The sequence below is a fragment of the Pseudomonas sp. COR18 genome (genome assembly GCF_048568395.1).
Lineage (GTDB): Bacteria > Pseudomonadota > Gammaproteobacteria > Pseudomonadales > Pseudomonadaceae > Aquipseudomonas > Aquipseudomonas fuscovaginae_B.
The window spans coordinates 807,471-834,340 of sequence record NZ_CP183808.1 but is presented as its reverse complement, the minus strand read 5'-3'; the positions used below and the strand labels follow the sequence as shown (position 1 = coordinate 834,340).

Below are 26,870 nucleotides of genomic sequence, written 5' to 3'. Positions count from 1 at the left end.
TATTAACAAATTTATAGATAGATTGAAGCAGATTTTTCCGCTTTTTAATCGATATAGTCCTGTTTAATCTTTGCTCCATCGACTTAACGCCTTCACCGATGGAGCACTTCCCATGTCCCGCGTACTGATCATCGAAAGCAGCGCCCGCCAGCAAGACTCGGTTTCCCGTCAACTGACCCAGCAATTCATCAGCCAGTGGAAAGCCGCGCATCCCGCCGACGAAATCACTGTACGGGACCTGGCGCAGAACCCGGTGCCGCATCTGGACATCAACCTGCTGGGTGGCTGGATGAAGCCGCAGGAACAGCGCAATGCGATAGAACAGGCGTCTCTGGAGCGCTCCAACGAACTGACCGACGAACTGCTGGCCGCCGACGTGCTGGTGCTGGCCGCGCCGATGTACAACTTCGCCATCCCCAGCACCCTCAAGGCCTGGCTGGACCACGTGCTGCGTGCCGGCGTGACCTTCAAGTACACCGAAACCGGCCCTCAGGGCCTGCTGACCGGCAAGCAAGCCTACGTGCTGACCGCCCGTGGCGGGCTGTATGCCGGTGGCACCCACGATCATCAGGAACCCTACCTGCGCCAGGTGCTGGCCTTTATCGGCATCCATGACGTGGACTTCATCCATGCCGAAGGCCTGAACATGGGCGGCGACCTCCACGAGAAGGGCCTGAACCAGGCGAAAGCCCGTCTGGCCCAGATTGCCTGAGGTCTTAATCTTCAGCTAATCGCGAAGGGGTTAACTGTCTGCAAGTTCATCAAACAGCCCCTTCATGTTGTTTGCGCATCGAACCTCCCTTTGCACTGGTTGCTCCTGAGTGCATGTAACCCGATCCGGCCCCGCTGCCCGATCGGGTTTTTTTATGGCCGCGTGGCGCAAAAGCCGTTAAGGTCGCGGCCATTCTTTGGGTGCGACATTCCCGATCCTTTCAGCAATGGCACGACTTTCTCGAAGGCGCCCCGATCCTGTAGGAGCCGGGCTTGCCCGCGAAGCTTCTAGCGGCCTCAGGGGCCCCTTCGCGGGCAAGCCCTGCTCCTACAAGAATCGGGCTTGGTCACCACATCTATGGGGCATTTATGGGTTACCTGCTTATCGTCACGCTGATCCAGGCGTTTTCCTTCAACCTGATCGGCGAATACCTCGCCGGCCATGTCGACAGCTACTTCGCGGTGCTGGTACGGGTGGTGCTGGCCGGGTTGATCTTCATCCCGCTGACCCTCTGGCGCCAGGTGCCGCCGGCCTTCATGCGCGGCATGCTGCTGATCGGCGCCCTGCAGTTCGGCATCACCTACGTCTGCCTGTACCTGAGCTTCCGCGTACTGACCGTGCCGGAAGTCCTGCTGTTCACCATCCTCACCCCGTTGCACGTGACCCTGATCGAAGACGCGCTCAACCGGCGCTTCAATCCCTGGGCGCTGGTCGCGGCCCTGGTGGCGGTCAGCGGTGCGGCGGTGATTCGCTACGACCGGATCAACCCGGACTTCTTCATGGGCTTCTTGCTGCTGCAACTGGCCAACTTCACCTATGCCGCCGGCCAGGTCATGTACAAGCACCTGGCGGCGCGCCACCCCAGCGACCAGCCGCACTATCGGCATTTCGGCTACTTCTTCCTCGGTGCCCTGGCGGTGGCGTTGCCGGCCTTCCTGCTGTTCGGCAAGGCCCGCTATCTGCCGGACGGTACCCCGCAGTGGCTGGTACTGGGCTTCCTCGGCGTGATCAGTACCGCGCTGGGCATGTACTGGTGGAACAAGGGCGCCTGCCTGGTCAACGGTGGCACCCTGGCGGTGATGAACAACCTGCACGTGCCGGTGGGCCTGCTGATGAACCTGCTGATCTGGAACCTGCAGGAAGACCTGCTGCGCCTGTTCGTGGGCGGCGGCGTCATCCTGGCCGCCGTCTGGATCAGCCGCCTGGGCGTGCGTCGGCCTGCCAGCCTGCAACGCTCCTTGTAGGAATCGACTTGCTGGCAATCTGCTATAGCCGCCATCGAACCCGATCCAGGATTCGGCCCAGGGAAGGAAAAACTATTTCAAAACTTCAGCAGGCGCATGGTTTCCCATGGCCTGTCACCGCCCAGGGCTGCCGAATCTGCTGATGGGAACCCTTTTTTTCGGCTTTGCGGCGGTATTCGAAGGCGACGTGCAGACAGCGAAAAATTGCCTATCGTAAAGAGTCTCCACCGGACGAAGAGACCCTTGCCATGGATATCGAGACGCTGTTTGCGGAGTTGCATAGCCTTCCCAGCATTCCCCAAGTCGCCCTGGAACTGGTCCAGCAATTCGACAACCCCCATGAAAGCCTGGAAAAGGTCGCGCGCAACATCGAGCGCGACCCGGTCATTGCCGCCAAGGTGCTGCGCCTGGCGAATTCGGCGCGCTTCAAGGGTGCCCGCGAGTCGGCCAGCATCGAAGACGCCGCGATGCGCCTGGGCTTCAACGTGCTGCGCACCCTGGTCCTGGCTTCGGCCGTGACCGGGGCGTTCAAGTCGGCGCCGGGCTTCGACCTCAAGGTTTTCTGGGGACGTAGCTTCCAGGTCGCCAGCGTGAGCCGGCTGCTGGCCCGCCAGGCCGGGCTCGATGCTGAAGTGGCGTTCACCTGCGGGGTCATGCACGACATCGGCGAGCTGCTGATACAGACCGGCGCCCCGGACTACGCCGCGCGCATCAAGGGCGCCAGTGGCACCACCAGCCGTGCCGCCAGCGAAACCCAGCAGTTGGGCTTCGGCTACCCGGAAGTCGGCGCGGAACTGGGCAAGCGCTGGAACCTGCCGCTGACCCTCCAGTCGGCCATCCGCTACCAGGCCCAGCCGCACCTGGCCCCCGAGGGCCAGCCCTACGCACGGGTCACCGCCCAGGCCATGGAAATCTGCGATGCCCTGGAACAGCACGGCGGGCCGAATGCCGAGGCGCGCAACGCCCTGGGCGGCCCGTTGTTCGACGGCGTCGACCTCGACGCGCTGTTCGACAAGCTGCCCCTGGTGCTGGAACAGGACAAGGCATTTGCCGATTTCCTTGCCTGACAGGTGATCATTGCGCCGAGCGCTCTGTTTCACGTAGAGCGTTCGTCTATGCCCGCTGCCGAGGGGGCACCTTGGCGTCCCGGTGGGACGCCATCGCCAGCAAGCCGGCTCCTACAGGGCCCGGCTTTGCGGCTCCGGCACATGGCTGGCCCCCAGCAAGGCCGGCAACATGCCCGCGCGCAGGTCACCGCCGCTCGGCTGCTGGTACAGGCTCAGGCCGAACTCCGGCAGCACCGCCAGCAGGTAGTCGAAGATATCCCCCTGGATCCGCTCGTAGTCGGCCCACACGGTGGTGCGGGTGAAGCAGTAGATCTCCAGCGGCACGCCCTGGGCCGTGGTCTGCATCTGGCGGACCATGCAGGTCATGTTCTGCTGGATTTTCGGGTGGTTCCTGATATACGCCAGGGCATAGGCGCGGAAGGTGCCGAGGTTGGTCATGCGCCGGCGGTTGGCTGACATCGCGGCGACGTTGCCCTGGGCCTCGTTCCAGGTTTTCAGCTCGGCCTGCTTGCGACCGATGTAGTCGGTGAGCAGGCGCACCTGGCCCAGGCGCTGTTCCTCGTCGTCATGCAGGAAGCGGATGCCGCTGGCGTCGATGAACAGGCTGCGCTTGATTCGCCGCCCACCGGACTGCTGCATGCCACGCCAGTTGCGGAACGACTCGGACATCAGGCGCCAGGTCGGGATCGAGACGATGGTCTTGTCGAAGTTCTGCACCTTGACCGTGTGCAGGGTGATGTCGACCACGTCGCCGTCGGCCCCGACCTGGGGCATCTCGATCCAGTCGCCGACCCGCAGCATGTCGTTGCTGGTCAGTTGCACGCTGGCGACGAACGACAGCAGGGTATCCTTGTAGACCAGCAGGATCACCGCCGACATGGCACCCAGACCGGACAGCAGCAACAGCGGCGAGCGGTCGATCAGGGTGGCGACGATGACGATGGCGCCGAGCACGAACAGCACCATCTTCGCCAACTGCACGTAGCCCTTGATCGAGCGGGTGCGGGCGTGTTCGGTGCGCGCGTAGATGTCCAGCAGGGCGTTGAGCAGGGCGCTCAGCACCAGCATCTGGAACAGGATGGTCACCGCCAGCGCCAGGTTGCCGAGGAACAGCAGGCCGGTCTTGCCCAGGTTCGGTACCAGGTACAGGCCGAACTGGATCACCAGCGACGGGGTCATCTGCGCCAGGCGGTGGAACACCTTGTTCTGGCGCAGGTCGTTGAGCCAGTGCATTGCCGGTTGCCGGCCCAGCAGGCGGGTGGCGTGCAGGATCAGGTAGCGCGCCAGCCGGCCGAGCACCAGCGCGACGAGCAGCAGCAACGCCAGGGCCAGCCCGGTGTGCAGCAGGGGATGTTGATCGAGGGCGCCCCAGAGGTCCTGGGCGCCGATCCAGAGCTTTTTCATATCCATGAGGGATGAGGATTCTTCTGCAGGAAATGGCCGAGAGGGATTAGAGCATTTAACCGGGTGAAGATGACCGTTGAAGACACGTCCGTTCACAAAAACGTCACTGTTTATCGGGGGTTGTGCAAAGAAACTCGGCCTTGGCGCTGGAAACCGTTAACCTATGCAGCTGATATTTTGCATTTCTTCGAGGTCAGCCCCCGTGTTTTCCCAATTCGCCCTGCACGAACGCCTGCTCAAAGCCGTGGCCGAGCTTAACTTTGTCGAGCCTACCCCGGTGCAGGCTGCGGCCATTCCGCTCGCGCTCGAAGGGCGTGACCTGCGGGTGACGGCGCAAACCGGCAGCGGCAAGACCGCCGCGTTCGTGTTGCCGATCCTCAACCGCCTGATCGGCCCGGCGAAGATCCGGGTCAGCATCAAGACCCTGATCCTGCTGCCAACCCGCGAGCTGGCCCAGCAGACCCTCAAGGAAGTCGAGCGCTTCTCGCAGTTCACCTTCATCAAGTCCGGCCTGATCACCGGCGGCGAAGACTTCAAGGTGCAGGCTGCGATGCTGCGCAAGGTGCCGGATATCCTGATCGGTACCCCGGGGCGCCTGATCGAGCACCTGAACGCCGGCAACCTGGACCTCAAGGAAGTCGAGGTGCTGGTGCTCGACGAAGCTGATCGCATGCTCGACATGGGCTTCGCCGACGACGTGCAGCGCCTGGTCGACGAGTGCGCCAAGCGCCAGCAGACCCTGCTGTTCTCCGCCACCACCGGCGGTTCCGGCCTGCGCGAGATGATCGGCAAGGTGCTGAACAACCCCGAGCACCTGCAGCTCAATGCCGTCAGCCAATTGAGCGAGAACACCCGCCAGCAGATCATCACCGCCGACCACGATCACCACAAGGAACAGATCGTCAACTGGCTGCTTGCCAACGAGACCTACGAGAAGGCGATCATCTTCACCAATACCCGGGCCATGGCCGACCGTATCTACGGCCGTCTGGTCGCCCAGCACTACAAGGCGTTCGTGCTGCACGGCGAGAAGGACCAGAAGGACCGCAAGCTGGCCATCGACCGCCTCAAGCAGGGCGCGGTGAAGATCCTCGTCGCCACCGACGTCGCCGCCCGCGGCCTGGACGTGGATGGCCTGGACCTGGTGATCAACTTCGACATGCCGCGCAGCGGCGACGAGTATGTGCACCGCATCGGCCGTACCGGGCGTGCCGGCAACGACGGCCTGGCGATCTCGCTGATCTGCCACAACGACTGGAACCTGATGTCGAGCATCGAGCGCTACCTCAAGCAGAACTTCGAGCGCCGCACCATCAAGGAGGTCAAGGGCACCTACAGCGGGCCGAAGAAGGTCAAGGCGTCGGGCAAGGCCGCCGGCACCAAGAAGAAAAAGACCGACGCCAAGGGTGACAAGAAGAAGTCGTCGGCCAAGACACCGACCCGGCGCAAGACTGCCAACCGGCCGAAAAGCGATGCGCCGGCGCTGGTCAGCCAGGACGGCATGGCGCCACTCAAGCGCCGCAAGCCACAGGCCTCGACCGGCGAGTAGGCGCCGGTCATCGGCGGGAGGCCAGGGCTGGCTGAACGGCCACGGTTGTCGCCTGTCCACTACTGACAAGGGAGATTTTTCCTTTCAACAGTGGGAGGTTGCATCAGGATGACGACTTACAACTGGGAACTGATCGAACGTCTGCTCCATGAAGTGCAGAACAGTGCCGGCCACAACTTCGCGCCACGGGCCTATGCCGAGCAACACGCCACGGCCCAGGCGGCTGCGGGTGAGCCGCCGGGCAATCTCGATGAGCTCAAGGCCCTGGCCGCCGATTACGAGCGGGTGCTGCTCAGGAACGGTTTCATCGCGCCGCGGCCGGAAGAGGAGGGGGGCAATGGTGAGAACTTTGTCCTCACGCCGAGGGGATCTAGCCTGCTGAGCCTGATCGACAGCAGCATTCCCGGCAATGACCATCCACGGCTGGTGCTGGATGAGCAGCAGGATGCGCTGGATCCGCGGGTGTTCGACGAGCTGGCGTCCAAGGCGCAGATTGCCTGAGGCCTTCGGGGAGGGGGCTCAACCCTCCTTCAGGCACTTCAACTCGCTGAAGTCCCGCCGCAGATCGGCGATCCGCTTGAGCAGCAACTGCCGCTGGGTCGGGCTGCTCTCGGCCACCAGATCGACTATCAGGCTGCGGGTCGCCCGCTCGGTGCGCTCGTAGGCCTGGCGATACTCCGCCGTCCACAGACTGTCCTGATGCTGCAGCAGTTGCGCGATCCTCGGCTCGAAGTCGGCATTGCGGCGTTCGGCGACCGCCTCGCTCAGTTGCGCCTGCCAGTAGGCCCGGTTGGCGATCCACAGACGGTTCTGCTCGCCGAGCGCCGTCGACCAGGCGATGACCCGCTGCTGCTGGCTCAGGTTCAAGGGGCCGATCCAGGCCTTCAGGCGCTTGCTCATCCGTTCGCCGCGATCGCGGATCTGTTCCTCCAGCGGCGGCGCGACATATTCGGCCTGGCGCTCACGCTGCTCCTTGGCGAAGGCTTCGTTCATCTCCGCGACTTGCCGATCGTCCAGGCCCCTGAGCAGCTCGACGGCCGATGGGGTGATCTCCCGGGCCACCTGGGCGATCGCCGTCCGGGCCTCGGCGGTGCGCGCCTGCAAGTGGGCGTCATCGACCTGGCCGTTCTCGATCATTGCCTGCACGCGGTCCAGCCAGTGCAGGTAGTCGGGCAACTGGGTGGTGCAGTGCCATTGCAGATGCTCCTTGAGGCGCTCGTTAAGCCAGCCTTTCTGCTCGCGATGCATCTCGATGTAGTCGCCGAGGGTCCAGGGAATGATCACATCGAGGTTGCGATAGGCCAGGCCGATCCGGGTACAGGCGGCGATTGCCAGACTCAGGAGCAGGCAGCAGAGCAGTAGGGCGCGACGGCACGGCATGAGCGAATCCTTGCTGGGGCGTTCTCCCCATAGAACACCGTATGGCCCGGCGGTTCAATGCAAAGATGCATGGCCTTGCGGCAGGCTCCCGGGGTGTGGGCAAGGTGTGAGCCGGTTCGCGGATGAACCGCCGGTTCCCACAGCCTGCCGTGCAGGGCGTGAAACAGCCGCGGGCAAACTCGGGTAGAATGCCCGCCACGCAATGAGGGTATCGGAAATGGCTTTAATCGGGCGCTACAACAGCTTGCAAGTGGTCAAGCACACTAACTTCGGCTTGTACCTGGATGGTGCGCAGGATGGCGAGATTCTTCTGCCCAATCGCTATATCCCCAAGGACGTTCCCAGTGAGGACGAGGACTGGCTGAATGTCTTCATCTACCTGGACAGCGACGACAAGCTGATCGCCACCACCGAGACGCCGAAAGTCCAGGTCGGCGAGTTCGCCAGCCTCAAGGTCAAGGAGGTCAACAGCATCGGCGTGTTCCTCGACTGGGGCCTGCCCAAGGACCTGCTGCTGCCGTACTCCGAGGAAAAGCGCCAGTTGAATGCCGGCGACTACTGCGTGGTGCACGTCTATCTCGACAAGCACACCCGTCGCATCACCGCCACCGCGCGGCTGGACCGCTACCTGGACAAGACCCCGGCCAACTACAAGGTCGGCCAGGAAGTCGACCTGCTGGTGGTCGAAACCACCGACATGGGCTACAAGGCCATCATCAACAACAGGCACTGGGGCCTGATCCACAAGAACGAGGTGTTCAAGTTCCTGCGGTCCGGCAAACGGGAAAAGGGCTACATCAAGCAGATCCGTGCCGACGGCAAGATCAGCCTGAGCCTGCAGCCGGTCGGTGAAGAAGCCGCCGGCAGCCTGAATGCGAAGATCCTCGCCAAGCTGCGTGAGAGCAACGGTGTGCTGCCGGTCAGCGACAAGAGCGACCCGGCGCTGATCAGCGACCTGTTCGGGGTCAGCAAGGGCAATTTCAAGAAAGCCATCGGCGCGCTGTACAAGCAGGGCCAGATCGTCATTCATGCCGATCGCATCGAGCTGAACTGAACCGTTGCCGCCAAGGCCCCGGCGAAGCTGCCGAGGCCTTTGGGGGCACGCGCAAACGTGGGATTTTCCCCGAGAAAGTCCACTTTTATTCTCTTCCAGCAAGTCTTCCCGATCTCGGCTATGTTTCTCGTTACCCCGCTTGAACTGTATGGGGCGGTGACGGGGGGCTGTCGGTTTTTCAAGCAATCTGCGGCGCCGGTTTCCAGGCGACGGATGGTCATCAGTGATTGCCTGAAGGAACCGATAGCCTTGGAATAGCGAGGCAAAAAGGGATTCTTGCAGTCATGTTCAATTCTAATCTGAAGAAGATTCTAGAGAGCAAAGAAGAAGAGCTTTTCGAGCTGAAGCAGTTGTTCCACGGCATGACGGCTGAAATGATTTCAGTGGTGCTCGATCCGCAGTTTCGCGTCATCGACTTCAATCAGCGCTTCCTCGACCTGTTGGGCTACAAGGACGAGCAAATGAGGAATCGCCCGTTGGATAATTTCGTCCCGGCCTACGTCAAGAACCTGCCTTGCTTTCATAACCTGCAGGCCGCGGTGGCCAAGGGCGTTTCGGTCAGCGACAACTACCGGTTCCTGCGGGCTGATGGCAGCCTGGCCTGGTTGCATGGCAGTTGGCAGCCGGTGAAAAGCGAGAAGGGTGGCCTGCTGCATATCCAGTGCTTCGCCCGCGATGTCACGCATACGGTCGAAACCATGAAGGAGAACGAGGCGTTCATCAAGGCGCTGCTGCGCTCCACAGCGGTGATCGAGTTCACCCTCGATGGCGAGGTCATCACCGCCAACGATCAGTTCCTGCGGGCCATGGGCTACTCGCTGGCGCAGATCGTCGGCAAGCACCACCGCATGTTCTGTTCGACCGAAGAGGCCAATTCCAGCCAGTACCAGGCATTCTGGGCCCGGCTCAACCGCGGAGAGTATGTCGCCGATCGCTTCAAGCGTCTCGACAGCCAGGGACGGGACGTGTGGCTGGAGGCCACCTACAACCCGGTGCACGACGCCCAGGGCCAGCTCTACAAGGTGGTCAAGTTCGCCAACGTGGTGACCGACCAGGTGCTGCGCGAGAAAGAGGTCGGCGAGGCGGCGGTGATCGCCTATGGCATTTCGCAGCAGACCGACACCACGGCCCAGCGTGGCGCCACGGTGGTGAAGAACACGGTGGCGACCATGCAGGAAATTTCCGAGGAGATGCAGTCGGCCTCGGAAGGTATCGAGGCGCTGGGCAAGCAGTCGATGCTGATCACCTCGATGGTCCAGACCATCGGCAGTATCGCCGCGCAGACCAACCTGCTGGCCCTCAATGCGGCCATCGAGGCCGCCAGGGCCGGCGAGCAGGGGCGTGGGTTCGCGGTGGTGGCCGATGAAGTCCGGCAGTTGGCCGGGCGTACCAGTGCGGCCACCGAGGAGATCGTCACGGTGGTCCAGCAGAACCAGAAACTGGTGGACGAGGCCGTGCGGGACATGTCCACCAGCCGCGTCAAGGCTGAACAGGGCTTGTCCCTGGCCAACCAGGCCGGTGAAGTGATCGTCGAGATCCAGGACGGTGCCAAACAGGTGGTGGGCGCGGTAGGGCGCTTCGCCAATCAACTGAAATGAGTGCCGCCAGTCAGCTTGATCGCTGTCCGCGCGTCAGCTTGTAGCTTTTTGCCATGATTTAGCGTAATCAACGTCTTGGAAAGCAAGCATTACCTGGGACTTGGAGCTATGATCTGTGTGAGGCGGCCAAGAACCACGTCGCTCGCATTACCCTGAAGGGGGCTTTATGAAAGACAAACTGCAAACCTGGCTCCACGACCTCGGTGTCGCCCTCGGCCTGATCGAGCCTCCCCTGCAACCGGTGCCGATCCGCACCGACGACGACCGCCGCCGCCGGCCGCAGCCACGTCGCTAAGCAACCCGCCGGCTCGCGACTTCCTCCTGAGCCGGGCACGGGTGCCCCTGGCTGTACGACACCGGGACACGTCCGTGTCCCGACCTGTTCGAAAGCAATGAAAATCCACGTTGAGCCGGTGCCCGGGCATCAGGCGGCCCGGGTTTTCGCGTAGATAAAACGGCTCAAGTCCTCAATCGTGTTGATACCGCGCAGGTCTCGCTTGAGATCCAGTTGCACGTGGAATTGTGATTCCAGTTCGTGGAACAGGGCGGCGATATCGAGGGAGTAGCTGTTTTCTTCAGCCTGGGAAGGGTCTTGCAGCCATTTCAGCGCCAGTTGCCGTTCGATGGAGTGGCAGATCTGCTGATGGATTTCGAGCCTGTTCATGATTGCCTCACAGGAAAGGATGTGGGTCATGGATCCCTTTCCCAGGGCATTGCGATAGCTGTCATGAGCATGACACCAGCGATCCTTGTACCTTTTGGCTAATGCCAAAGGCAGTCGCTAAGTGCCAGTACAGCACAGGTTGCTTCAAATGCGTCCAACCATTGGTCGGAGAGCTGGAGGCAAAAAAAACGGATGCGACAACCGACGTCGCACCCGCTGAAGTAAACGCAGTATCAGATGGCGCTGGCCACGGTCGCCGGGCGCCGTGACATCAGGCTGATGACGATGAAGCTGACCAGGCCGACGGCCAGGCTGTAGTAGATCGGTGTATTGGCGTCCAGGCCGTCCTTGAACATGAATACCAATGCGGTGACGAAGCCCAGGGCCATACTGCCGATGGCACCGGCGGTGGTCGCGCGTTTCCAGTAGATGGCACCGATCAGCGGGATCAGCATGCCGCCCACCAGCAGGTTGTAGGCCAGGGTCAGGGCGCTGATCACGTCACTCACTACCAGCGCGATCCCTAGCACCACCAGGCCGGTCAGGCAGGTGAACAGGCGGTTCAGGCCCAGGCTCGAAGGCTTGCCGCCGCGCAGCTTGGGCAGCAGGTCTTCGGTCAGTACGGTGGAGGCGGCGAGCAGGCCGGCGCTGGCGGTGGACATCATCGCCGCCAGGGCCGCGGCGATCACCAGTCCGCGGATGCCGTCCGGCAGCGACAGTTTGACGATGGCGGCGAAGGCGTTGTTGACGTTGTCCAACTGCGGGATCAGCACGTGGGCGGCCATGCCGATCAGTGCGCAGGCCAGGCCGTAGGCGATGCAGTAGAGCCCGGCGACGCTGCCGGCGTATTTCGCGACCTTCTCGTCCTTGGCGGTGAACACCCGTTGCCAGATGTCCTGGCCGATCAGGATGCCGAAGAAGTAGATCATGAAGTAGGTGATGATGGTGTCCCAGCCGATGGTGGTGAAGCTGAAGCTCGCCGCCGGCAGTTTGCTCACCAGCTCGTCCCAGCCGCCGACGCGGTACAGGCAGATCGGCAGCAGGATGAACATCAGGCCGACGGTCTTGATGATGAACTGGACGATGTCGGTCAGGGTCAGCGACCACATGCCGCCGATGGTCGAGTAGGCCACCACGACGCCGCCGCCGAGCAGCACCGAAACCCAGAACGGCAGGCCGAAGAGCACCTGCAGCACGGTGCCGATGGCCAGGGTCGAGGTCACGCCGATCATCAGGGCATAGGCCAGCATGATCACCGCGCTGGCCTGGCGGGCCAGGGGGGTGTAGCGCTTTTCCAGCACCTGGGTGACGGTGTAGATCTTCAGCTTGAGCAGCGGTTTGGCGAGGAACAGGTTCAGCGCGATGATCCCCAGGCCCAGCGCTGCGCACAGCCAAAAACCGGAAATGCCGTGAACGTAGCCCAGGCGTACGGTGCCGACGGTGGAGGCACCGCCCAGCACGGTGGCGGCCATGGTGCCCATGTACAGGGTCGGGCCGAGGTTGCGTCCGGCTACCAGGTAGTCTTCGTTGGTCTTGGCTCTGCGCATGCCGTAGTAACCGAGCAGGAGCATGCCAGCGGCATAAATGAGTACAACCAATAAATCCAGGGCCATGATGGCGTGTCTCCGATTGTAGTTGTTATGGTGGAACAGTCGGTTGTGGGAGCGTGCTGGCCGGTGAAGCGTTGTGGCGGCTTCCGGTCCCTTTCGCGGGCAAGCCTGCCCCCACACGGAATGCAAGGTTCGGTTGGGGCTTCGGTTCAGGCCGTTTGCTGTGCGACCGGCTTCTTCGTCGAGCTGGAACCTCGGCTGCGTGGGTCATCCGGGCCGTACACTGCCGGCGATTCCGGGAACAGGCTCAGCAGCACCAGGTACATCAGTGCCGACAGCCCGAGGGTGATCGGCAGGCTGATGTCGATGCCATCGGCCAGGTTGCCCAGCGGGCCGACGAACTGCCCCGGCAGGTTGACGAAGCACAGTCCGACCAGTGCGCTGGGGATCCAGGCCCCGAGGCCGCGCCAGTTCCAGCCGTGGTTGAACCAGTAGCGGCCACCGGTTTCGCCACGGGTGAAAACTTGCAGGTCATCCGGGCAGTAGAAGCCGCGACGCACCAGCAGGCCGATCAGCATGATCACCATCCACGGGGTGGTGCAGGTGATGATCAGCACGGCGAAGGTCGACACGCTTTGCACCAGGTTCGCGGCGAAGCGTCCGATGAAGATGAAGGCGATCGACAGAATCCCGATCAGCAGGGTCGCCTTGACCCGCGAGAGCATCTTCGGGAACACGCTGGACATGTCCAGGCCGGTGCCATACAGCGAGGTGGTGCCGGTGGACATGCCGCCGATCACCGCGATCAGGCATACCGGCAGGAAGAACCAGCTCGGCGATACGGCCAGCAGGCCGCCGACATAGTTGTTCGCCGCGATGTAGTCCGGTGCCTTGACCGCCACGATAGTCGCGGTGGCCAGGCCGAACAGGAACGGGATCAGCGTGGCGAGTTGCGCGGCGATCACCGCCAGCAGGATCTGTCCCTTCGGCGTTTCCCGCGGGATGTAGCGCGACCAGTCGCCGAGGAACGCACCGAAGGAGATCGGGTTGCTCATCGCCACCAGTGCCGAACCGATGAACGCCGCCCAGAACCCGGCCTGGCCGAGGGCCACGGTGCCGGCGAAACGGCTGTCGAACGCCGGGGCGAAGGCGAAGATGCCCAGCAGGAACAACAGGCTGGCCGCCCACACGGCGATGCGGTTGACCCACAGCATGAAGCGGAAGCCGTAGATGCACACCGTCAGCACCAGAATCGCGAACAGGCCGTAGGCCAGGCCCAGGGTCAGGTCGGTTTCCGGCAGGTCGACCAGGCGCTTGGCGCCGCCGATCAGCGCGTCGCCCGAGCTCCACACCGAGAGCGAGAAGAACGCGATGGCGGTCAGCAACGACAGGAACGAGCCGACGATACGCCCGTGGACACCGAAGTGCGCGCCGGAGGAGACCGCGTTGTTGGTGCCGTTGATCGGGCCGAACAGGCCCATGGGCGCGAGGATCAGCGCGCCGACCACCACGCCCAGGACGATCGCCCAGACACCGGCCTGGAAGGACAGGCCGAACAGCACCGGAAAGCTGCCGAGCACGGCGGTGGCAAAGGTATTGGCGCCGCCGAAGATCAGGCGAAACAGGTCACCGGGCCGGGCGTCACGTTCGTTGTCGGGGATCTGTTCGACCCCGTTGGTTTCAATGCTGCTAAGGCTTTTGTCGTTGTTGTTGTTATTCATGATCGCTCCGATCATTGCGGCGCCCCCATCTTCCGCGGGGGCTGCCGCTGTTGGCTAAGGGGAGGGCAGTCCTTGGGGGGTCGCTGACAAATGTTCGTGGCAGGCCAGCCAGTGGCCCTGTTCTTGTTGTTTGCGAAACACGATGGTTTCGCGTTCCTGGCTGAAGAGGTGCTCCCCTTGCAGACGCAGCTCGGTGGCCACGTCATGGATGAAAATCGCCACGTCGCCCTGCAGGCTGACGAAGGCGTTGTTCGAGGTGCACGACAGCACTTCGAAGCCATCCCTGGTACGCCACTGGTCCCACAACGCCTGGTAGGCGTCGCGCGACAGCAGCGGTTGTTCGAGTGTGTGGAAGACGAAGCTGGCATCGGCGCTGAAGGCGCCGAAGTAGGCTTCGCGGTCGTTGGCGGCAAAGGCGGCTACCAGTTCGGCGGCGGCCTTGAGAACCTGGTCACGGTCGTTCATGGTAACGCCTCAGCGGTGGGCCACGCCTGGGAGTACGCAGAGCATTTCGTACAGCAGGTTGGCGCCCAGCAGCGAGGTGTTGCCGGTGGTGTCGTAGGGGGGCGAGACTTCCACCAGGTCGCAACCGACCAGGTCGAGACCCTGGCAGCCACGAACGATTTCCAGGGCCTGGATGGTGGTCAGGCCGCCGATTTCCGGGGTGCCGGTACCCGGTGCCCAGGCCGGATCGATACCGTCGATGTCGAAGCTCAGGTACACCGGGCCATTGCCGACCTTCTCGCGAACCTCGGCCATCAGTGGCTCGAGGGATTTATGCCAGCACTCCTCGGCCTGGACCACGCGGAAACCCTGCTTGCGGCTCCAGTTGAAGTCTTCGGCAGTGTAGCCCTGGGCACGCAGGCCGATCTGCACCACGCGGTCGCAGTCCAGCAGGCCTTCTTCGACGGCACGGCGGAAGGTGGTGCCGTGGGCGATCTTCTCGCCGAACATGTGATCGTTGACATCGGCGTGGGCGTCGATGTGCACCAGGCCGACCTTGCCGTGCTTCTTGTGGATCGCCCGCAGGATCGGCAGGGTGATGGTGTGGTCGCCGCCCAGGGTCAGTGGGATGACATTGTGCTCGAGGATGGCGTCATAGGCTTGCTCGATGATGCGCACGGCTTCGAATAGGTTGAAGGTGTTGATCGCCACGTCACCGATATCGGCAACCGACAGCGAGTCGAACGGCGCGGCGCCGGTGGCCATGTTGTAGGGGCGGATCATGACCGACTCGGCACGGATCTCCCGTGGACCGAAGCGGGTCCCGGAGCGCAGCGAGGTACCGATGTCCAGCGGTACGCCGACGAACGCGGCATCGAGGCCGGCGGGCGATTGCAGGTGGGGGAGGCGCATCATGGTGGCGATGCCGCCGAAGCGCGGCATTTCGTTACCGCCCAGTGGTTGGTGAAGAATCTTGTCCACGGGTAAGCCTCATCGTTTGTTCTGGTTATCAGGGGACCGATTCTGCGAAAGACGCCGGGCGGGAAAAATCGCTGTCGGCAAATACTTAGTTCAGATTTTTCTGAACTAATGGGACACTGTGCCGACGGACTGGCTTCCGGCACCGTTGACCCTACCCAGGACCCCCCATGGCCAACGCTTTACCCGACCTGAAACTATTGCGCATCTTCGTCAGCGTGGTGCGTCACCAGGGCTTCGCCAACGCCCAGCAGGAACTCAACCTGTCGACATCGGCCATCAGCACCTACATGAGCCAGCTCGAGTCGACCCTGGGCCTGGTGCTGTGCCACCGCGGCCGCGGCGGGTTCAGCCTGACCAGCAAGGGTGAGCTGTTCCACCAGGAAACCCTGCGCCTGCTCGGTGAACTCGAGGGCTTCGAACAGTACGCCGCCGCTCTCAAGGGCGAGTTGCGCGGCACGCTGAACCTCGGGGTGATCGACTCCACCGTCAGCGAGCCGGCCTTGCCCCTGGCCGAAGCCATCGGTGCCTACAGCCAGGAACATCCGGGGGTGCACCTGCACCTGTCGGTGCTGAGCCCATACGAACTGCAGCTTGGCGTGCAGGACAACCGCCTGGACCTGGCCATCGGAGCCTTCTCCACGCGCATGAGCGGGCTGGTCTACCAGCCGCTGTATCGCGAGCAGCACTGGCTGTACTGCAGCAACCGCCATCCGCTGTACCACGAGCGGCGGATTCCCGAGCAGGTCATCACCCAGCAGCGCATGGTCGGCCGCGGCTATTGGAGCCAGGCGGAACTGGCCCGGCACGGCTTCAAGCACAGTGCGGCGACCGTGGAAAGCATGGAAGCGCAACTGATCCTGGTGCTGTCCGGCGCCTATATCGGCTATCTGCCGGAACACTACGCCCAGCCCTGGGCGGACAAGGGCGACCTGCGCGTGCTGCTGCCGGCGACCTTTGGCTACCAGGCGCCCTTTTCGATGATCCTGCGCCGTGGCCGTAGCCGCGAGCCGCTGATCCAGACTTTCCGCGACCTGCTCAAGGCGCAGCTCAACCAGCCCTGATCGGAGTCGACCCTATGTCCAGAGCCTGCTGCGAACGCTGCCTGCGTCCCCAGAGCCACTGCCTTTGCGCGCTGATTCCGCAGCTCGACAGCCGCACCCGCGTGCTGGTGCTGCAGCACCCGAGCGAGGTCGGTCATGCCCTGAATACCGCGCGACTGGCGACCCTGGGCCTGACCAATGCCGAGTTGCGGGTGGGCGAGGTGTTCGATGACCTGCCGGCATTGCTCGACCAGTCGGGTTACCAGGCCCGGTTGCTGTTCCCGGCGGATGATGCACAACTGCTGCAACCGTACGCAGCGGTGGACGACGAACGGCCACTGTTGCTGGTGGTCCCCGACGGCACCTGGCGCAAGGCGCGCAAGCTGTTGTACCTCAACCCGCTGCTGGCCAGCCTGCCGAGGGTCAGCCTGGAGCCGGGCGCGCTATCGCGCTATCGCCTGCGCAAGGCGCCGGAGCCGGGAGCGCTGTCGACGGTGGAAGCGATTGCCCGGGCCCTGGAAACTCTGGAGCAGCCGGCTTCGTTCGAGGCCTTGCTCAAGCCGTTCGAAGCGTTGATCGAGGGGCAGATCCAGGCCATGGGCCGCGATATCTACCAGCGCAACCACGGCGAGCGCTAGCGCCGCGGCTCGAGGGTTTTCTGCCGCAGGATATAGACACTGACCAGCACGGCGCTGGTCAGCATGAACAGGCGTGCCCAGAACAGCGGCACCAGGTAGCAGGAAAAGCCGATGCTCAGCCACATCAGGCCGATGGCATAGACCTTGCCCTTGAGCGGGATGCCATTGCCGTCCAGGTAGTCACGGACCCATGGCCCCAGGCGCGGGTGCTCCACCAGCCAGTGGTAGAAGCGTGGCGAACTGCGGGCGAAACAGGCGGCCGCCAGCAGCAGGAATGGCGTGGTCGGCAGGACCGGCAGGAAAATGCCCAGTACCCCCAGCGCTACGCTCAGCCAGCCGATGGCCAGCAGCGCGTAGCGCAGGAGTGGCGAGCGATTGCCCGTGGGGCGCATCGCCACCGGACGTGACTCAGTGGTGGCGGGGCTTGAGGATCGCCGGCTTCTCGTCGGGCGCATTGCACAGCAGGTACAGGGCGGTCAGCGCCTCCGGGATCTGCACGATCATGTCGTCCATCAGGTTGGCATCGGCGGCGATGTCGGAGAACTCCGGCTGCTCGTCGAACAGGCCCGAACCGACCATGATCGGCAGGAGCATTTCGCTGACTTCTTCCTCGGCGGTTTCGAACCAGGCTTCCTCACGCAGGAACACCCCTTCCATGAAACCGATGCACCAGCCGCGCAGTTCGGAGTCGTCCGGGTCGTCGCCCAGGTCGAGGTCGCAGGGCAGCTCGAATTCCTCGTCGGAAGCCAACTGGCGGGAGATATGGGCCTTGAGCTGGATCAGCGTGGCTTCGATTTCCTCGCGCTGGGCGGCATCCTTGTAGTGCGGCTCTTCGGCGAACAGCGCGTCGATCCATTCGCGATCGGGGACCACCTCGGAGCAGATCGACAGCGCAGTCAGGTAGCCGTGGGCGGCCACGTAGTCCAGCGCTTCTTCGTGCAGCTCGTCGGCGTCGAGGAAGGCTTGCAGGCGGGTGAGTTGCTCAGCGAAGGACATGGGGGGCTACCTTGGGAATAAACGATGCTGAATTCTAGGCGTTCTTGAGCTCGCAAGCCAGCAAACACATAGATTTGCGCGGTTCTGCTCATCAACAAGGATAGTCATTGATCGACCGGCAGGGCCCTCTGCCGGATAACGCTCGGGTATACTGCCGCGTTTTGTGATGCCCCATTGCGGGTCGCGACGGCTGGAGAAATCCCCGCTTACGGTTTTTTCCGTCAAGGCGGCGGCTTTTCGACCAGCCTTTGCAGGGCGTTTCGGTGATTTTTGGAGTGGCTATGCTCGAACAGGCTCAACGCGTCCTCAAGGACATCTTCGGTTACGACAGCTTTCGCGGTCGCCAGGGTGCCATTATTGAGCGCGTGGCCAGCGGTGGCGATGCCCTGGTGCTGATGCCGACCGGCGGCGGCAAATCGCTGTGCTACCAGGTCCCGGCCCTGCTGCGCGATGGCCTGGCGGTGGTGGTGTCGCCGTTGATCGCACTGATGGACGACCAGGTCGCGACGCTGGAGGAACTCGGCGTGGCGGCGGCGGCACTGAACTCGACGCTGAGTGCCGAGCAGCAGCGCGAACTGGCGGCGCGGATTCGTCGCGGCGAGGTGAAGATGCTCTACCTGGCGCCCGAGCGCCTGGTGCAGCCGCGCATGCTGGCGTTCCTGCAGAACCTCGATATCGCCCTGTTCGCCATCGACGAGGCCCACTGCGTGTCGCAATGGGGCCACGACTTCCGTCCGGAATACCTGCAACTGGGCCAGTTGGCCGAGATGTTCCCCCACGTCCCGCGCATCGCCCTGACCGCCACCGCCGACAAGCGCACCCGCGAGGAGATCGTTAATCGCCTGCACCTGGAGAACGCCGAGCGTTTTCTCTCCAGTTTCGACCGGCCGAACATCTTCTACCGCATCGTGCCCAAGGAACAGCCGCGCAAGCAGTTGCTGGCGTTCCTCGAGCAGCGCCGTGCCGACTCCGGCATCGTCTACTGCCTGTCGCGCAAGAAGGTCGACGAGGTCGCCGCGCTGCTCTGCGAACAGGGTTTTCCGGCCCTGCCGTATCACGCCGGGCTGCCCGCCGAGACCCGCGCGGACAACCAGAAGCGCTTCCTCAACGAGGAAGGGCTGATCATGGTCGCGACCATTGCCTTCGGCATGGGTATCGACAAGTCCAACGTGCGTTATGTCGCCCACCTCGACCTGCCCAAGTCCCTGGAGGCCTACTACCAGGAAACCGGGCGGGCCGGGCGTGACGGCCTGCCGGCGGACGCCTGGATGGCCTACGGCTTGCAGGACGTGGTGATGCTCAAGCAGATGCTGCAGAACTCCGAGGGCGACGAGCGCCACAAGCGTCTGGAACACCACAAGCTCGACGCGATGCTGGCGCTGTGCGAGGAGACCCGCTGCCGTCGCCAGACGCTGCTCGCGTATTTCGACGAGGACCTGCCACAGCCCTGTGGTCACTGCGACAACTGTGTCGACGGCGTGCAGACCTGGGATGCCACCGAGCCGGCACGCCAGGCGCTGTCGGCGATCTACCGCACCGGCCAGCGCTACGGCGTCGGCCACCTGGTGGATGTGCTGCTAGGCAAGGAGAACGACAAGGTCCGCAGTTTCGGCCACCAGCACCTGGCGGTGTTCGGCGTGGGCAAGGCGCTCAGCGAGGGCGAGTGGCGCTCGCTGTTCCGCCAGCTGGTGGCGCGCGGCCTGGCCGATATCGACATCGAGGGCTATGGCGGCCTGCGCCTGAGCGACGCTTGCCGGCCGCTATTGCGTGGCGAGGTCAGCCTGGAACTGCGTCGCGACCTCAAGCCGCAGGCCGCCGCCAAGAGCGTTTCCGCCAGCCCGGCCAGCCAACTGGTGCGTGGCGAGGAGCGTGAGCAATGGGAGGCCCTGCGTGCCCTACGGCGCAAGCTGGCCCAGGAGCATGCGGTGCCGCCGTATGTCATCTTCCCCGACTCGACGCTGCTGGAAATGCTGCGCAGCCAGCCGACGACCATGGCCGAGATGGCCAGGGTCAGCGGCGTCGGTGCGCGCAAGCTGGAGCGCTATGGCGAGGCGTTCCTCGAAGTCCTGGCCGGCGAGGCCGAGACGCCCAGGGCGGTCGTCGACATTCGTCACGAACTGATCAGCCTGGCCCGTGCCGGCATGACTCCCTTGCAGATCGCCGGCCAGTTGCAGTGCTCGGAGAAGAACGTCTATACGCTGCTGGCCGAGGCGATTGGCCGCCAGCAGTTGTCGCTGGAGCAGGCCCTGGACCTGCCCGAGGATCTGCTGGGGGAAATCCAGGACACCTTCCTCGATGGCGAGGGCGAACTGCCTGCCGTGAGCGAGGTCGCCGAACTGTTCGCCGGACGGGTGCCCGAGGGTGTCCTGTATTGCGTGCGAGCGGCCCTGCAAGCCGAATTCGAACTATGAGGAGAGGGAAATGGAATATTCCCCGGCCTATCTCTGGGTTATTTGCGACAAGTCATGTTTGTACACAGCTGAGCCCTTGCCTCCGGCCAGGCTCCATGCTTAGCTGACTAATAATTAGTTTTATCTATTTTTAAGTCTGACCATGAGTTCCTTATGTCGTTAACCGATGAACACCGTTTTGGCATGCAACTGGCGCAAATGTCCCGTGGCTGGCGTGCCGAACTGGATCGCCGCCTGGCCGGCCTGGGGCTGTCCCAGGCCCGTTGGCTGGTATTGCTGCACCTGGCGCGTTTTTCCGAGGCGCCGACCCAGCGCGAACTGGCGCAGAGCGTCGGTGTGGAAGGGCCGACCCTGGCCCGTCTGCTCGACAGCCTGGAAACCCAGGGGCTGGTCCAGCGCCACTCGGTCGTGGAGGACCGCCGGGCCAAGAAGATCGTGCTTTGTGCCCCGGCGCGACCGCTGATCGAACAGATCGAAACCATCGCCACCGCCTTGCGTCACGAACTGTTCGAGGGCGTCGACGAAGAGGAATTGCGCATCAGCATGCGGGTTCACAGCCGGATCCTGGCGAACCTGGAAAAATCCTGAGGCATTCCCGCTCTGCCGGATTTGGAGAATCCCTGGCCGGCAGACTATAAGATTTACTGGTTCTGTGTATTGTGTCGGCATTCGGACCCCGCTGGCCGTGGGGGGATGTCGGGCCTTTAAGGGATACTCATGCTCGAGAGTTTGCAGTCCGCGTTGCGGTGTTCCACTGAAAAGCCCCTGGTGACCGCGGTCCGGCGGCGCTGGATGGCCGTGGCGGCACTGTCATTGCTGCATCCGGCGCTGGCGTCGGCCATGGGATTGGGCGAGATCACCCTGCATTCGGCGCTCAGCCAGCCGCTCAATGCGGAAATCGCCCTGGTCGATCCCGGTGATCTGAGCGAAGGCGAACTGTCGGTCAGCCTGGCGACACCCGAGGAGTTTTCCCGCGCTGGCGTCGAGCGGCTGTTCTTCCTTAACGACCTGCGCTTCACGCCGGTCCTGCAGGGCAATCGCAGCTTCATCCGGGTGCAGTCGAGCAAGCCGGTCAGCGAGCCCTTCCTGAATTTCCTGATCCAGGTCAACCGGCCCAACGGCCGCCTGCTGCGCGAGTACACGGTGCTGCTCGATCCACCGGACAGCGGGACCTACAGCCCGCCGGCGCGCAACAGTTCGGTGGAACAGGCAGCGCCCGTCGCCGATAGGGTGCCGCCGCCGGCGACCCAGGGCAAGCGCTACACCGTGGCCAGGGGCGATAGCCTCTGGAGCATCGCCAGGCGCCTGAACGAGGCGGGCAGCAAGGCCAGTGTCAATGAGTTGTCCCAGGGCATTCGCGCGCTCAATCCGGGCAGCGAGCGGCTGGCGGTCGGCCAGAGCCTGTTGCTGCCGGATGTTGCCGTGGTCCCGGCCAGCCCACCGGCGACGGCCGCGGCGCCTGCGACTGCGTTGACCGAAGCGGCGCAAAACGCCGCGCAGGGTGCTGAACAACTTGCCGCCGCGACCCTGGAAAACCAGCAACTGCAAAAAACCATCGAGGAGCTGCAGGCTCGCCTGAAGACCCAGGACGAGCAGATCGCCATCGACCAGAAACAGCTGGGTGAGTTGCAGGCCCAGTTGGCGGAACTCAAGGCCAGGCCGGCGGCTCCCGTGGTTGCGCCGGCACCGGCGGCGCCTCCTGTTGCTCCTGCTCCGGTGGTCGCCGAACAGTCCGGCGGCCTGAATCTGCTGCTCCTGGCCGCCCTGGCCGTGCTGCTCCTGTTGCTGGCGGCCGCCCTGGTGGTGCGTCGTCGGCGCCGTTCGACGCCACTGCCGGTCGAGCCCGCGCCGCTGCCCCAGGACCCGCCCATGGTCAGTCGTGTGCTACCCGCCAGCGCCGCCGTTGCTCCGGCGGAGCACAACGAGCCGTTGGCCGAGCCGCTGGCAACGGTGGCACGCCGCGAGACCAGTGAGGTCCCGGATGCCCTGGAAGGCGTGAGCATCTACATCGCCTACGGACGGTTCAAGGAAGCGGCGGGGATTCTGCGCGAGGCCATACTCAAGGAGCCGCAGCGCACCGACTTGCGCCTGCGTCTGCTGGATGTGCTGGCCCAGCAGGGGGACAACGACGCCTACACGATTGAAGAACAGCATCTGCTCGACACGGGGTTCAGCGAGTCGACCCTGCGCGACCTGCGGGCCAAGCATCCGAAACTGCATGCGGCGCCAGCACCGCAGGCCGTACCCGCGGCACCGACAGCCGTTCCGGCGGCAACTGCGACGACTCCTGCACCGGCTCCGGTCACTGCTCCTGCCGCCGTGGCAGCCGCTGCGACGCTGGCCGCCCCGGTGCTCGCCGCCGACTGGCTGGAAAAGGAGCCCGAGGCCAAATCCGAGCCTGAGCCCGCGCCACTGGAAGACGAGTTCCAGCTCAACCTCGACGACCTGTCGATGGATTCGGACTGGGATCTGGTCAGCCCGTTCGACAATGCCCTGCCGCAGCGGGGCAAGGCCGCCGAGGGGCCGTCGACGCTGTCCGGCATCGACCCGCAGTTCGCCAGCAACCTCAACGAACTGCCGCATGTGTTCGAGATGCCCGACGAGCAGTTTCTCAGCGATTTCGCCGAGCCGGAACCCGAGCGGCCGGCGGCAAACGAACTGAGCCTGTCGCTGGACGCAGACACTCTGGACGACGAGTTCCTCGACAGCTTCATGAGCGATGAGCAGCCCCTGGATATCGAACCGCTGGAAGTGGATTTCGACAGCCTGGAGCGTGAGCAGGCCTCGGCCAGCAAGCTGGAGCAGGCGCAGACCTTCATCAATGTCGGCGACCTGGATCATGCCAGCCAACTGTTGCATGAACTGCTCAGGGAAGGGGATGAGCCGTTGAAGCAGACGGCCCGGACCCTCCTGGCCAGTATCCGCTAGGAGCGCATCATGAGTGCAGGCAAACCGGAAATCGTCATCACCTATTGCACCCAGTGCCAGTGGCTGCTGCGGGCCGCCTGGCTGGCCCAGGAGTTGCTGAGCACCTTCTGCGACGACCTGGGCAAGGTGTCCCTGGAGCCTGGGACCGGCGGTGTGTTTCGCATCACCTGCGATGCCGTGCAGATCTGGGAGCGCAAGGCCGATGGCGGTTTTCCCGAGGCCAAGGTGCTCAAGCAACGGGTGCGCGACCAGATCGACCCGGAGCGCGACCTGGGCCATAACGACGCTCGCTGAGAGGCGCTGACGTCATTGCCACCTGTTGACTGACAACGACGTCATGCCGGCCGGACTCACTCGGAACGGCTGAGCTTGGCCTTGATGAAGCCCGCCACCAGGCTCAGTATCGCGCCGCCGACCCCGCCGCTGGCGATACCGCTGGCAATCGAACTCAGGTCGAGGTTGCCGACGTCTCCACCGAAACTGCCGTTGGTGATGACTGACAGCACCTGGCTGAGCACCACGCCACCAATGCCGCCCGCCAGTGAATTGAACCAGGGGCCGAGACTGTACTTGTCGGTGGCGGCGCCGGCGATATTGCCACCCACCGCACCGCTGACCAGCTGAATCAGGAGACTGATGAATTCCATGGATGAACCCTCCACAGTGTGAGTTGGAGGGCAACTGGCATCGAGCTACTGCTGGATCACTGCCGCCGTCGCCGAGCAGCCCTGTTATCCGGGTAACGACGGCTGACTGTTGCGGATGCTGCAAGTATAGGACAGTCGCGGAAAATCACGGCGCGGCGGCAACTTCCAGGTTTTTTTGGCGTGGCGCGCCGCTCAGCAGGCTCGACAGCACGATCGCGACGATGATCAGTACACCGCCAAGCAGCATGCGCGGGCTCGGGTTTTCGCCGAACAGCCACCACGCGGCGGCGATCCCGTACACCGGTTCCAGGGCGAAGACCACCGCGGCGGTGCGTGCCTTGATCACCGCCAGGCTGGCGACGAACAGGCTGTGGGCGACGGCGGTACAGAACACGCCGAGCAGGCCGAGCCACAGCCAGTCCAGCGCGCGGACCCCGGTGAGGTGAGGCGCCGCCCAGGGCAGCAGGCAGAACGCGACCACCAGGTTCTGGCACAGCGCCGCCTGGACCGCGCTGACGCGCCCGGAGCCGGCCCGATTGTTCAGCGACAGCAGCGAGAACAGCAGCCCGGACAGCACGGCCCAGAGTAACCCGCTGGTGGCCTGGCTGGCGAGGTCGAACTCGGGGGTGACCAGCACCAGGCCGATGCTGACCAGCAGCACCAGGAGTATCTCGTTCAGGCGGATGCGCTCGCGGAAAATCACCCCTTCGAGAATTACGGTGAACGCCGGGAAACTGGCAAAGCCCAGGGTGGCGACGGCGACGCCGGCGACCTTCACCGCGAGGAAGAAACTGATCCAGTGCCCGGCCAGCAGCAGGCCGCTGACCAGCAGTCGGCCCCAGTCCCGCCCCGGCAGGCGCTGCCAGCCGTTGTTGCGGGCGAGGTTGGCGAACACCGCGAGGGCGAGCACGGCGAAGCCGGCGCGGCCAAAGACGATGAGGGTGGCGGAGGTGGTGGCGAGTTTGCCGAACACACCGGTCAGGCCGAACATCAGTGCGCCGATATGCAGGGCGCCGAGGGCGGAGCGGGGAGTCATGGCGATCCTTGAGAACGTTTGGGCACGAGCTGGCAGTCTAGGGCGCGGGGTATGGCGCCGTCTGTCGCGGGACTCGCGTCAGTTGTCGCCAGACTCGCGGCGCAAGGCTGTCGGCGAAGCGCCGAACTCGCGCAGGATGGCGGCGCAGAAGGCGCTCTGCGAGCTGTAGCCGACACGCGCGGCGATCTCGCCGACCGGCAGCGCGGACTCGCGCAACAGGCCGAGGGCGAGCCGTAGCCGCCGGGTGCGGATGTAATCCATCGGTGTCTGCCCGCACTCGGCCATGAACCGTGCATGCAACCGGGCGTTGGACAAGCCGGCGATGCGCGCCAGGTCGGCGACCTCCAGCGGGCGGGCGGCGTAGCGATCGATATGCGCGTCGAGGGCCGCCAGAGGCAGGCGCTTGTCGGCGATCACCACAGCCGGAGCGTTCAGGCTGGCCAACAGCAGCACCGCGCCCTGGCGGGCGATCAGCGGATCCTGCACCGGGCTGTTCGCCAGCCAGTCGACCAGGCGGCCCTGGCTGGCATTGAGCGCCAGCGAACCGGCCCGGTCGATCAGCCGTCGGCTGGCGTCGGCGTGTTCCCCCAGCGATTGCACCAGCCAGTGCTCGTCCGGCACGTCGAGTACCAGGCAGCGGCTGCCGTCCGGGCTGCCGCAGGTGTGATGGGCATCGTAGGGGACCACCGCGACGCTCTGCTGCACCACCCGGCTGCCGCGGCCCTCGATCTCGAAATCGAGCCGGCCGGACAGGCCGAACACCAGCTGGGCATGGGCGTGGCTGTGGACGATCAGTTCTTCGCTGTATTGGCGCAGGGTCAGGAACGGGCCCATGGCGGTCTCCTCGGCAGATGTTCAGTCTACACCGGTTGGGCCGGTTCGGCGGCTGTCACAAGACTGTCGTTTGCCTGTCATGGTCAGTTCACTGCCCCGGTGCAAGCTCAGGAAAAATCCGGAGAATGCCCATGACCCGTGCGGAGCTCGCCAAACCCAGTCGCAAGCAGCGTGTGCGAACCCTGTGGATTTCCGATGTGCATCTCGGCACCCGGGATTGCCAGGCCGAGCATCTGTCGCAGTTTCTCAAGGGCTATCATGCCGACCGTATCTACCTGGTCGGCGATATCATCGACGGCTGGAAGATGCGGGGCGGCATGTACTGGCCCCAGGCGCACACCAACGTGATCCGCCGCCTGCTGACCATGAGCAAGCGCGGCACCGAGGTGGTCTACGTGACCGGCAACCATGACGAATTCCTGCGTCGCTACTCGAAGCTGATCCTCGGCAATATCCAGCTGGTGGACGAAGCCGTGCACGTGACCGCCGATGGCCGCAGGCTGCTGGTGATCCACGGCGACCAGTTCGATGTGATCACCCGTTACCACCGCTGGCTGGCGTTTCTCGGCGATTCGGCCTACGAGTTCACCCTGACCCTCAACCGCTGGCTGAACCATTGGCGGGCCCGCTACGGCTATGGCTACTGGTCGCTGTCGGCCTACCTGAAGCACAAGGTCAAGACCGCGGTGAATTTCATCAGCGACTTCGAGGAAGCCATCACCCACGAATGCGTGAAGCGTGGGCTCGATGGCGTGATCTGCGGCCATATCCACCATGCCGAAATCCGCCAGGTCGGCGACGTGGAGTACCTGAACTGCGGTGACTGGGTCGAATCCTGCACGGCACTGATCGAGCACTGGGACGGTACCATCGAGCTGTATCGGCTGGCCGATGCCCAGGCGAAAGAGGCCCAGCTCAGGCTGGACCTGCAGAAGGTCACTCAGCCCGGCTGAGCCCCCGACACCCCTTTTT

The 26,870-nt window shown here is 63.9% G+C and carries 27 protein-coding genes and 1 pseudogene; 16 read left to right on the top strand and 12 right to left on the bottom strand.

What is annotated here, in order from left to right; translation table 11 throughout:
* Nucleotides 1–112: 112 nt before the first annotated feature.
* From ACM62G_RS03835 to ACM62G_RS03825, 3 genes are all read left to right on the top strand, one after another.
* Nucleotides 113–712: an FMN-dependent NADH-azoreductase gene (locus ACM62G_RS03835; protein ID WP_054058316.1), complete on the top strand. Its 600-nt coding sequence runs from the start codon at nucleotides 113–115 to the stop codon at nucleotides 710–712.
* Nucleotides 713–1,080: 368 nt separating this feature from the next.
* A complete protein-coding gene (locus ACM62G_RS03830; protein WP_419736715.1) occupies nucleotides 1,081–1,956 on the top strand; it encodes a carboxylate/amino acid/amine transporter in 876 nt (291 codons plus the stop codon).
* A gap of 248 nt (nucleotides 1,957–2,204) precedes the next feature.
* Complete coding sequence (locus tag ACM62G_RS03825; RefSeq protein WP_054058314.1) at nucleotides 2,205–3,023, top strand: HDOD domain-containing protein; 819 nt, start codon at nucleotides 2,205–2,207, stop codon at nucleotides 3,021–3,023.
* A 111-nt stretch (nucleotides 3,024–3,134) separates the two neighbouring features.
* On the opposite strand, the gene ACM62G_RS03820 is transcribed toward ACM62G_RS03825, so the two are convergent.
* Nucleotides 3,135–4,433, bottom strand: coding sequence for a mechanosensitive ion channel family protein (locus tag ACM62G_RS03820; RefSeq protein ID WP_419736714.1), 1,299 nt, complete (start codon nucleotides 4,431–4,433; stop codon nucleotides 3,135–3,137).
* 196 nt (nucleotides 4,434–4,629) lie between these two features.
* On the opposite strand from ACM62G_RS03820, the gene ACM62G_RS03815 reads away from it, so the two are divergent.
* Both ACM62G_RS03815 and ACM62G_RS03810 read left to right on the top strand, forming a co-directional pair.
* A complete protein-coding gene (locus ACM62G_RS03815; protein ID WP_416772302.1) occupies nucleotides 4,630–5,976 on the top strand; it encodes a DEAD/DEAH box helicase in 1,347 nt (448 codons plus the stop codon).
* A 108-nt stretch (nucleotides 5,977–6,084) separates the two neighbouring features.
* A complete protein-coding gene (locus tag ACM62G_RS03810; RefSeq protein ID WP_054058311.1) occupies nucleotides 6,085–6,477 on the top strand; it encodes a hypothetical protein in 393 nt (130 codons plus the stop codon).
* A gap of 18 nt (nucleotides 6,478–6,495) precedes the next feature.
* Here the strand turns inward: ACM62G_RS03810 and ACM62G_RS03805 are convergent, their stop codons facing one another.
* Complete coding sequence (locus tag ACM62G_RS03805; RefSeq protein WP_419736713.1) at nucleotides 6,496–7,356, bottom strand: DUF6279 family lipoprotein; 861 nt, start codon at nucleotides 7,354–7,356, stop codon at nucleotides 6,496–6,498.
* Between the two features lie 217 nt (nucleotides 7,357–7,573).
* Here ACM62G_RS03805 and ACM62G_RS03800 point away from each other — a divergent pair, with 217 nt between their 5' ends.
* The 4 genes and pseudogenes from ACM62G_RS03800 (at nucleotide 7,574) to ACM62G_RS03785 (ending at nucleotide 10,303) form a co-directional block, all read left to right on the top strand.
* Complete coding sequence (locus ACM62G_RS03800) at nucleotides 7,574–8,410, top strand: S1 RNA-binding domain-containing protein (RefSeq protein WP_416772306.1); 837 nt, start codon at nucleotides 7,574–7,576, stop codon at nucleotides 8,408–8,410.
* Nucleotides 8,411–8,694: 284 nt separating this feature from the next.
* Nucleotides 8,695–9,465: pseudogene (locus ACM62G_RS03795) on the top strand (PAS domain-containing protein); the annotation flags it as partial.
* A complete protein-coding gene (locus ACM62G_RS03790; RefSeq protein ID WP_419737483.1) occupies nucleotides 9,451–10,008 on the top strand; it encodes a methyl-accepting chemotaxis protein in 558 nt (185 codons plus the stop codon). The pseudogene ACM62G_RS03795 and the gene ACM62G_RS03790, both read left to right, overlap by 15 nt.
* Nucleotides 10,009–10,174: 166 nt before the next feature.
* Entirely contained in the window at nucleotides 10,175–10,303 is a 129-nt protein-coding gene (locus ACM62G_RS03785) for a PA1414 family protein (RefSeq protein WP_273819320.1), read from the top strand.
* A gap of 129 nt (nucleotides 10,304–10,432) precedes the next feature.
* On the opposite strand, the gene ACM62G_RS03780 is transcribed toward ACM62G_RS03785, so the two are convergent.
* From ACM62G_RS03780 to speB, 5 genes are all read right to left on the bottom strand, one after another.
* Entirely contained in the window at nucleotides 10,433–10,672 is a 240-nt protein-coding gene (locus ACM62G_RS03780; RefSeq protein WP_054058307.1) for a hypothetical protein, read from the bottom strand.
* Between the two features lie 233 nt (nucleotides 10,673–10,905).
* Nucleotides 10,906–12,285: a sodium:solute symporter gene (locus ACM62G_RS03775; protein ID WP_054058306.1), complete on the bottom strand. Its 1,380-nt coding sequence runs from the start codon at nucleotides 12,283–12,285 to the stop codon at nucleotides 10,906–10,908.
* Between the two features lie 146 nt (nucleotides 12,286–12,431).
* The gene (locus tag ACM62G_RS03770; RefSeq protein ID WP_419736712.1) at nucleotides 12,432–13,943 is read right to left on the bottom strand and encodes a purine-cytosine permease family protein; all 1,512 of its coding nucleotides are present in this window, start codon (nucleotides 13,941–13,943) and stop codon (nucleotides 12,432–12,434) included.
* Between the two features lie 54 nt (nucleotides 13,944–13,997).
* Nucleotides 13,998–14,408, bottom strand: coding sequence for a YybH family protein (locus tag ACM62G_RS03765; RefSeq protein ID WP_054058304.1), 411 nt, complete (start codon nucleotides 14,406–14,408; stop codon nucleotides 13,998–14,000).
* A gap of 9 nt (nucleotides 14,409–14,417) precedes the next feature.
* Nucleotides 14,418–15,368, bottom strand: coding sequence for an agmatinase (speB, locus tag ACM62G_RS03760; protein ID WP_419736711.1), 951 nt, complete (start codon nucleotides 15,366–15,368; stop codon nucleotides 14,418–14,420).
* Between the two features lie 167 nt (nucleotides 15,369–15,535).
* Here speB and ACM62G_RS03755 point away from each other — a divergent pair, with 167 nt between their 5' ends.
* Both ACM62G_RS03755 and ACM62G_RS03750 read left to right on the top strand, forming a co-directional pair.
* A complete protein-coding gene (locus tag ACM62G_RS03755; RefSeq protein ID WP_054058302.1) occupies nucleotides 15,536–16,429 on the top strand; it encodes a LysR family transcriptional regulator in 894 nt (297 codons plus the stop codon).
* A 14-nt stretch (nucleotides 16,430–16,443) separates the two neighbouring features.
* Nucleotides 16,444–17,046: a tRNA-uridine aminocarboxypropyltransferase gene (locus ACM62G_RS03750; protein WP_273819322.1), complete on the top strand. Its 603-nt coding sequence runs from the start codon at nucleotides 16,444–16,446 to the stop codon at nucleotides 17,044–17,046.
* Here the strand turns inward: ACM62G_RS03750 and ACM62G_RS03745 are convergent.
* On the bottom strand, nucleotides 17,043–17,438 hold the full coding sequence (locus tag ACM62G_RS03745) for a YbaN family protein (RefSeq protein WP_273819381.1): 396 nt from the start codon (nucleotides 17,436–17,438) through the stop codon (nucleotides 17,043–17,045). The genes ACM62G_RS03750 and ACM62G_RS03745 overlap by 4 nt on opposite strands.
* 16 nt (nucleotides 17,439–17,454) lie before the next feature.
* On the bottom strand, nucleotides 17,455–18,042 hold the full coding sequence (locus ACM62G_RS03740) for a YecA family protein (RefSeq protein WP_054058299.1): 588 nt from the start codon (nucleotides 18,040–18,042) through the stop codon (nucleotides 17,455–17,457).
* Nucleotides 18,043–18,323: 281 nt separating this feature from the next.
* Between ACM62G_RS03740 and recQ the strand changes: the two genes are divergently transcribed.
* From recQ to ACM62G_RS03720, 4 genes are all read left to right on the top strand, one after another.
* Nucleotides 18,324–20,453 carry a DNA helicase RecQ gene (gene recQ, locus ACM62G_RS03735; protein WP_419736710.1) on the top strand — a complete coding sequence of 710 codons (2,130 nt, stop codon included), beginning with the start codon at nucleotides 18,324–18,326 and terminating at the stop codon, nucleotides 20,451–20,453.
* 153 nt (nucleotides 20,454–20,606) lie between these two features.
* Nucleotides 20,607–21,041 (top strand): MarR family transcriptional regulator, encoded by a 435-nt coding sequence (locus ACM62G_RS03730; RefSeq protein ID WP_054058297.1) that lies wholly within the window; start codon nucleotides 20,607–20,609, stop codon nucleotides 21,039–21,041.
* A gap of 129 nt (nucleotides 21,042–21,170) precedes the next feature.
* Nucleotides 21,171–23,381 carry a FimV/HubP family polar landmark protein gene (locus tag ACM62G_RS03725; RefSeq protein WP_419736709.1) on the top strand — a complete coding sequence of 737 codons (2,211 nt, stop codon included), beginning with the start codon at nucleotides 21,171–21,173 and terminating at the stop codon, nucleotides 23,379–23,381.
* Nucleotides 23,382–23,390: 9 nt separating this feature from the next.
* Nucleotides 23,391–23,675: a SelT/SelW/SelH family protein gene (locus ACM62G_RS03720; protein ID WP_054061539.1), complete on the top strand. Its 285-nt coding sequence runs from the start codon at nucleotides 23,391–23,393 to the stop codon at nucleotides 23,673–23,675.
* Between the two features lie 56 nt (nucleotides 23,676–23,731).
* On the opposite strand, the gene ACM62G_RS03715 is transcribed toward ACM62G_RS03720, so the two are convergent.
* From ACM62G_RS03715 to ACM62G_RS03705, 3 genes are all read right to left on the bottom strand, one after another.
* On the bottom strand, nucleotides 23,732–24,028 hold the full coding sequence (locus ACM62G_RS03715) for a hypothetical protein (RefSeq protein ID WP_054061538.1): 297 nt from the start codon (nucleotides 24,026–24,028) through the stop codon (nucleotides 23,732–23,734).
* Between the two features lie 145 nt (nucleotides 24,029–24,173).
* Complete coding sequence (locus ACM62G_RS03710; RefSeq protein WP_419736708.1) at nucleotides 24,174–25,064, bottom strand: DMT family transporter; 891 nt, start codon at nucleotides 25,062–25,064, stop codon at nucleotides 24,174–24,176.
* Between the two features lie 78 nt (nucleotides 25,065–25,142).
* Nucleotides 25,143–25,898 (bottom strand): AraC family transcriptional regulator, encoded by a 756-nt coding sequence (locus ACM62G_RS03705; protein ID WP_273819325.1) that lies wholly within the window; start codon nucleotides 25,896–25,898, stop codon nucleotides 25,143–25,145.
* A gap of 131 nt (nucleotides 25,899–26,029) precedes the next feature.
* Between ACM62G_RS03705 and ACM62G_RS03700 the strand changes: the two genes are divergently transcribed.
* Entirely contained in the window at nucleotides 26,030–26,851 is an 822-nt protein-coding gene (locus tag ACM62G_RS03700; RefSeq protein ID WP_054061176.1) for a UDP-2,3-diacylglucosamine diphosphatase, read from the top strand.
* Nucleotides 26,852–26,870: the final 19 nt, after the last annotated feature.

Coding starts and splice junctions, on each gene's coding strand:
- ACM62G_RS03835 (WP_054058316.1), top strand. CDS start 113: ATGTCCCGCGTACTGATCATCGAAAGCAGCGCCCGCCAGCAAGACTCG.
- ACM62G_RS03830 (WP_419736715.1), top strand. CDS start 1,081: ATGGGTTACCTGCTTATCGTCACGCTGATCCAGGCGTTTTCCTTCAAC.
- ACM62G_RS03825 (WP_054058314.1), top strand. CDS start 2,205: ATGGATATCGAGACGCTGTTTGCGGAGTTGCATAGCCTTCCCAGCATT.
- ACM62G_RS03820 (WP_419736714.1), bottom strand. CDS start 4,433: ATGGATATGAAAAAGCTCTGGATCGGCGCCCAGGACCTCTGGGGCGCC.
- ACM62G_RS03810 (WP_054058311.1), top strand. CDS start 6,085: ATGACGACTTACAACTGGGAACTGATCGAACGTCTGCTCCATGAAGTG.
- ACM62G_RS03805 (WP_419736713.1), bottom strand. CDS start 7,356: ATGCCGTGCCGTCGCGCCCTACTGCTCTGCTGCCTGCTCCTGAGTCTG.
- ACM62G_RS03800 (WP_416772306.1), top strand. CDS start 7,574: ATGGCTTTAATCGGGCGCTACAACAGCTTGCAAGTGGTCAAGCACACT.
- ACM62G_RS03785 (WP_273819320.1), top strand. CDS start 10,175: ATGAAAGACAAACTGCAAACCTGGCTCCACGACCTCGGTGTCGCCCTC.
- ACM62G_RS03780 (WP_054058307.1), bottom strand. CDS start 10,672: ATGAACAGGCTCGAAATCCATCAGCAGATCTGCCACTCCATCGAACGG.
- ACM62G_RS03775 (WP_054058306.1), bottom strand. CDS start 12,285: ATGGCCCTGGATTTATTGGTTGTACTCATTTATGCCGCTGGCATGCTC.
- ACM62G_RS03770 (WP_419736712.1), bottom strand. CDS start 13,943: ATGAATAACAACAACAACGACAAAAGCCTTAGCAGCATTGAAACCAAC.
- ACM62G_RS03765 (WP_054058304.1), bottom strand. CDS start 14,408: ATGAACGACCGTGACCAGGTTCTCAAGGCCGCCGCCGAACTGGTAGCC.
- ACM62G_RS03755 (WP_054058302.1), top strand. CDS start 15,536: ATGGCCAACGCTTTACCCGACCTGAAACTATTGCGCATCTTCGTCAGC.
- ACM62G_RS03750 (WP_273819322.1), top strand. CDS start 16,444: ATGTCCAGAGCCTGCTGCGAACGCTGCCTGCGTCCCCAGAGCCACTGC.
- ACM62G_RS03745 (WP_273819381.1), bottom strand. CDS start 17,438: ATGCGCCCCACGGGCAATCGCTCGCCACTCCTGCGCTACGCGCTGCTG.
- ACM62G_RS03740 (WP_054058299.1), bottom strand. CDS start 18,042: ATGTCCTTCGCTGAGCAACTCACCCGCCTGCAAGCCTTCCTCGACGCC.
- recQ (WP_419736710.1), top strand. CDS start 18,324: ATGCTCGAACAGGCTCAACGCGTCCTCAAGGACATCTTCGGTTACGAC.
- ACM62G_RS03730 (WP_054058297.1), top strand. CDS start 20,607: ATGTCGTTAACCGATGAACACCGTTTTGGCATGCAACTGGCGCAAATG.
- ACM62G_RS03725 (WP_419736709.1), top strand. CDS start 21,171: ATGCTCGAGAGTTTGCAGTCCGCGTTGCGGTGTTCCACTGAAAAGCCC.
- ACM62G_RS03720 (WP_054061539.1), top strand. CDS start 23,391: ATGAGTGCAGGCAAACCGGAAATCGTCATCACCTATTGCACCCAGTGC.
- ACM62G_RS03715 (WP_054061538.1), bottom strand. CDS start 24,028: ATGGAATTCATCAGTCTCCTGATTCAGCTGGTCAGCGGTGCGGTGGGT.
- ACM62G_RS03710 (WP_419736708.1), bottom strand. CDS start 25,064: ATGACTCCCCGCTCCGCCCTCGGCGCCCTGCATATCGGCGCACTGATG.
- ACM62G_RS03705 (WP_273819325.1), bottom strand. CDS start 25,898: ATGGGCCCGTTCCTGACCCTGCGCCAATACAGCGAAGAACTGATCGTC.
- ACM62G_RS03700 (WP_054061176.1), top strand. CDS start 26,030: ATGACCCGTGCGGAGCTCGCCAAACCCAGTCGCAAGCAGCGTGTGCGA.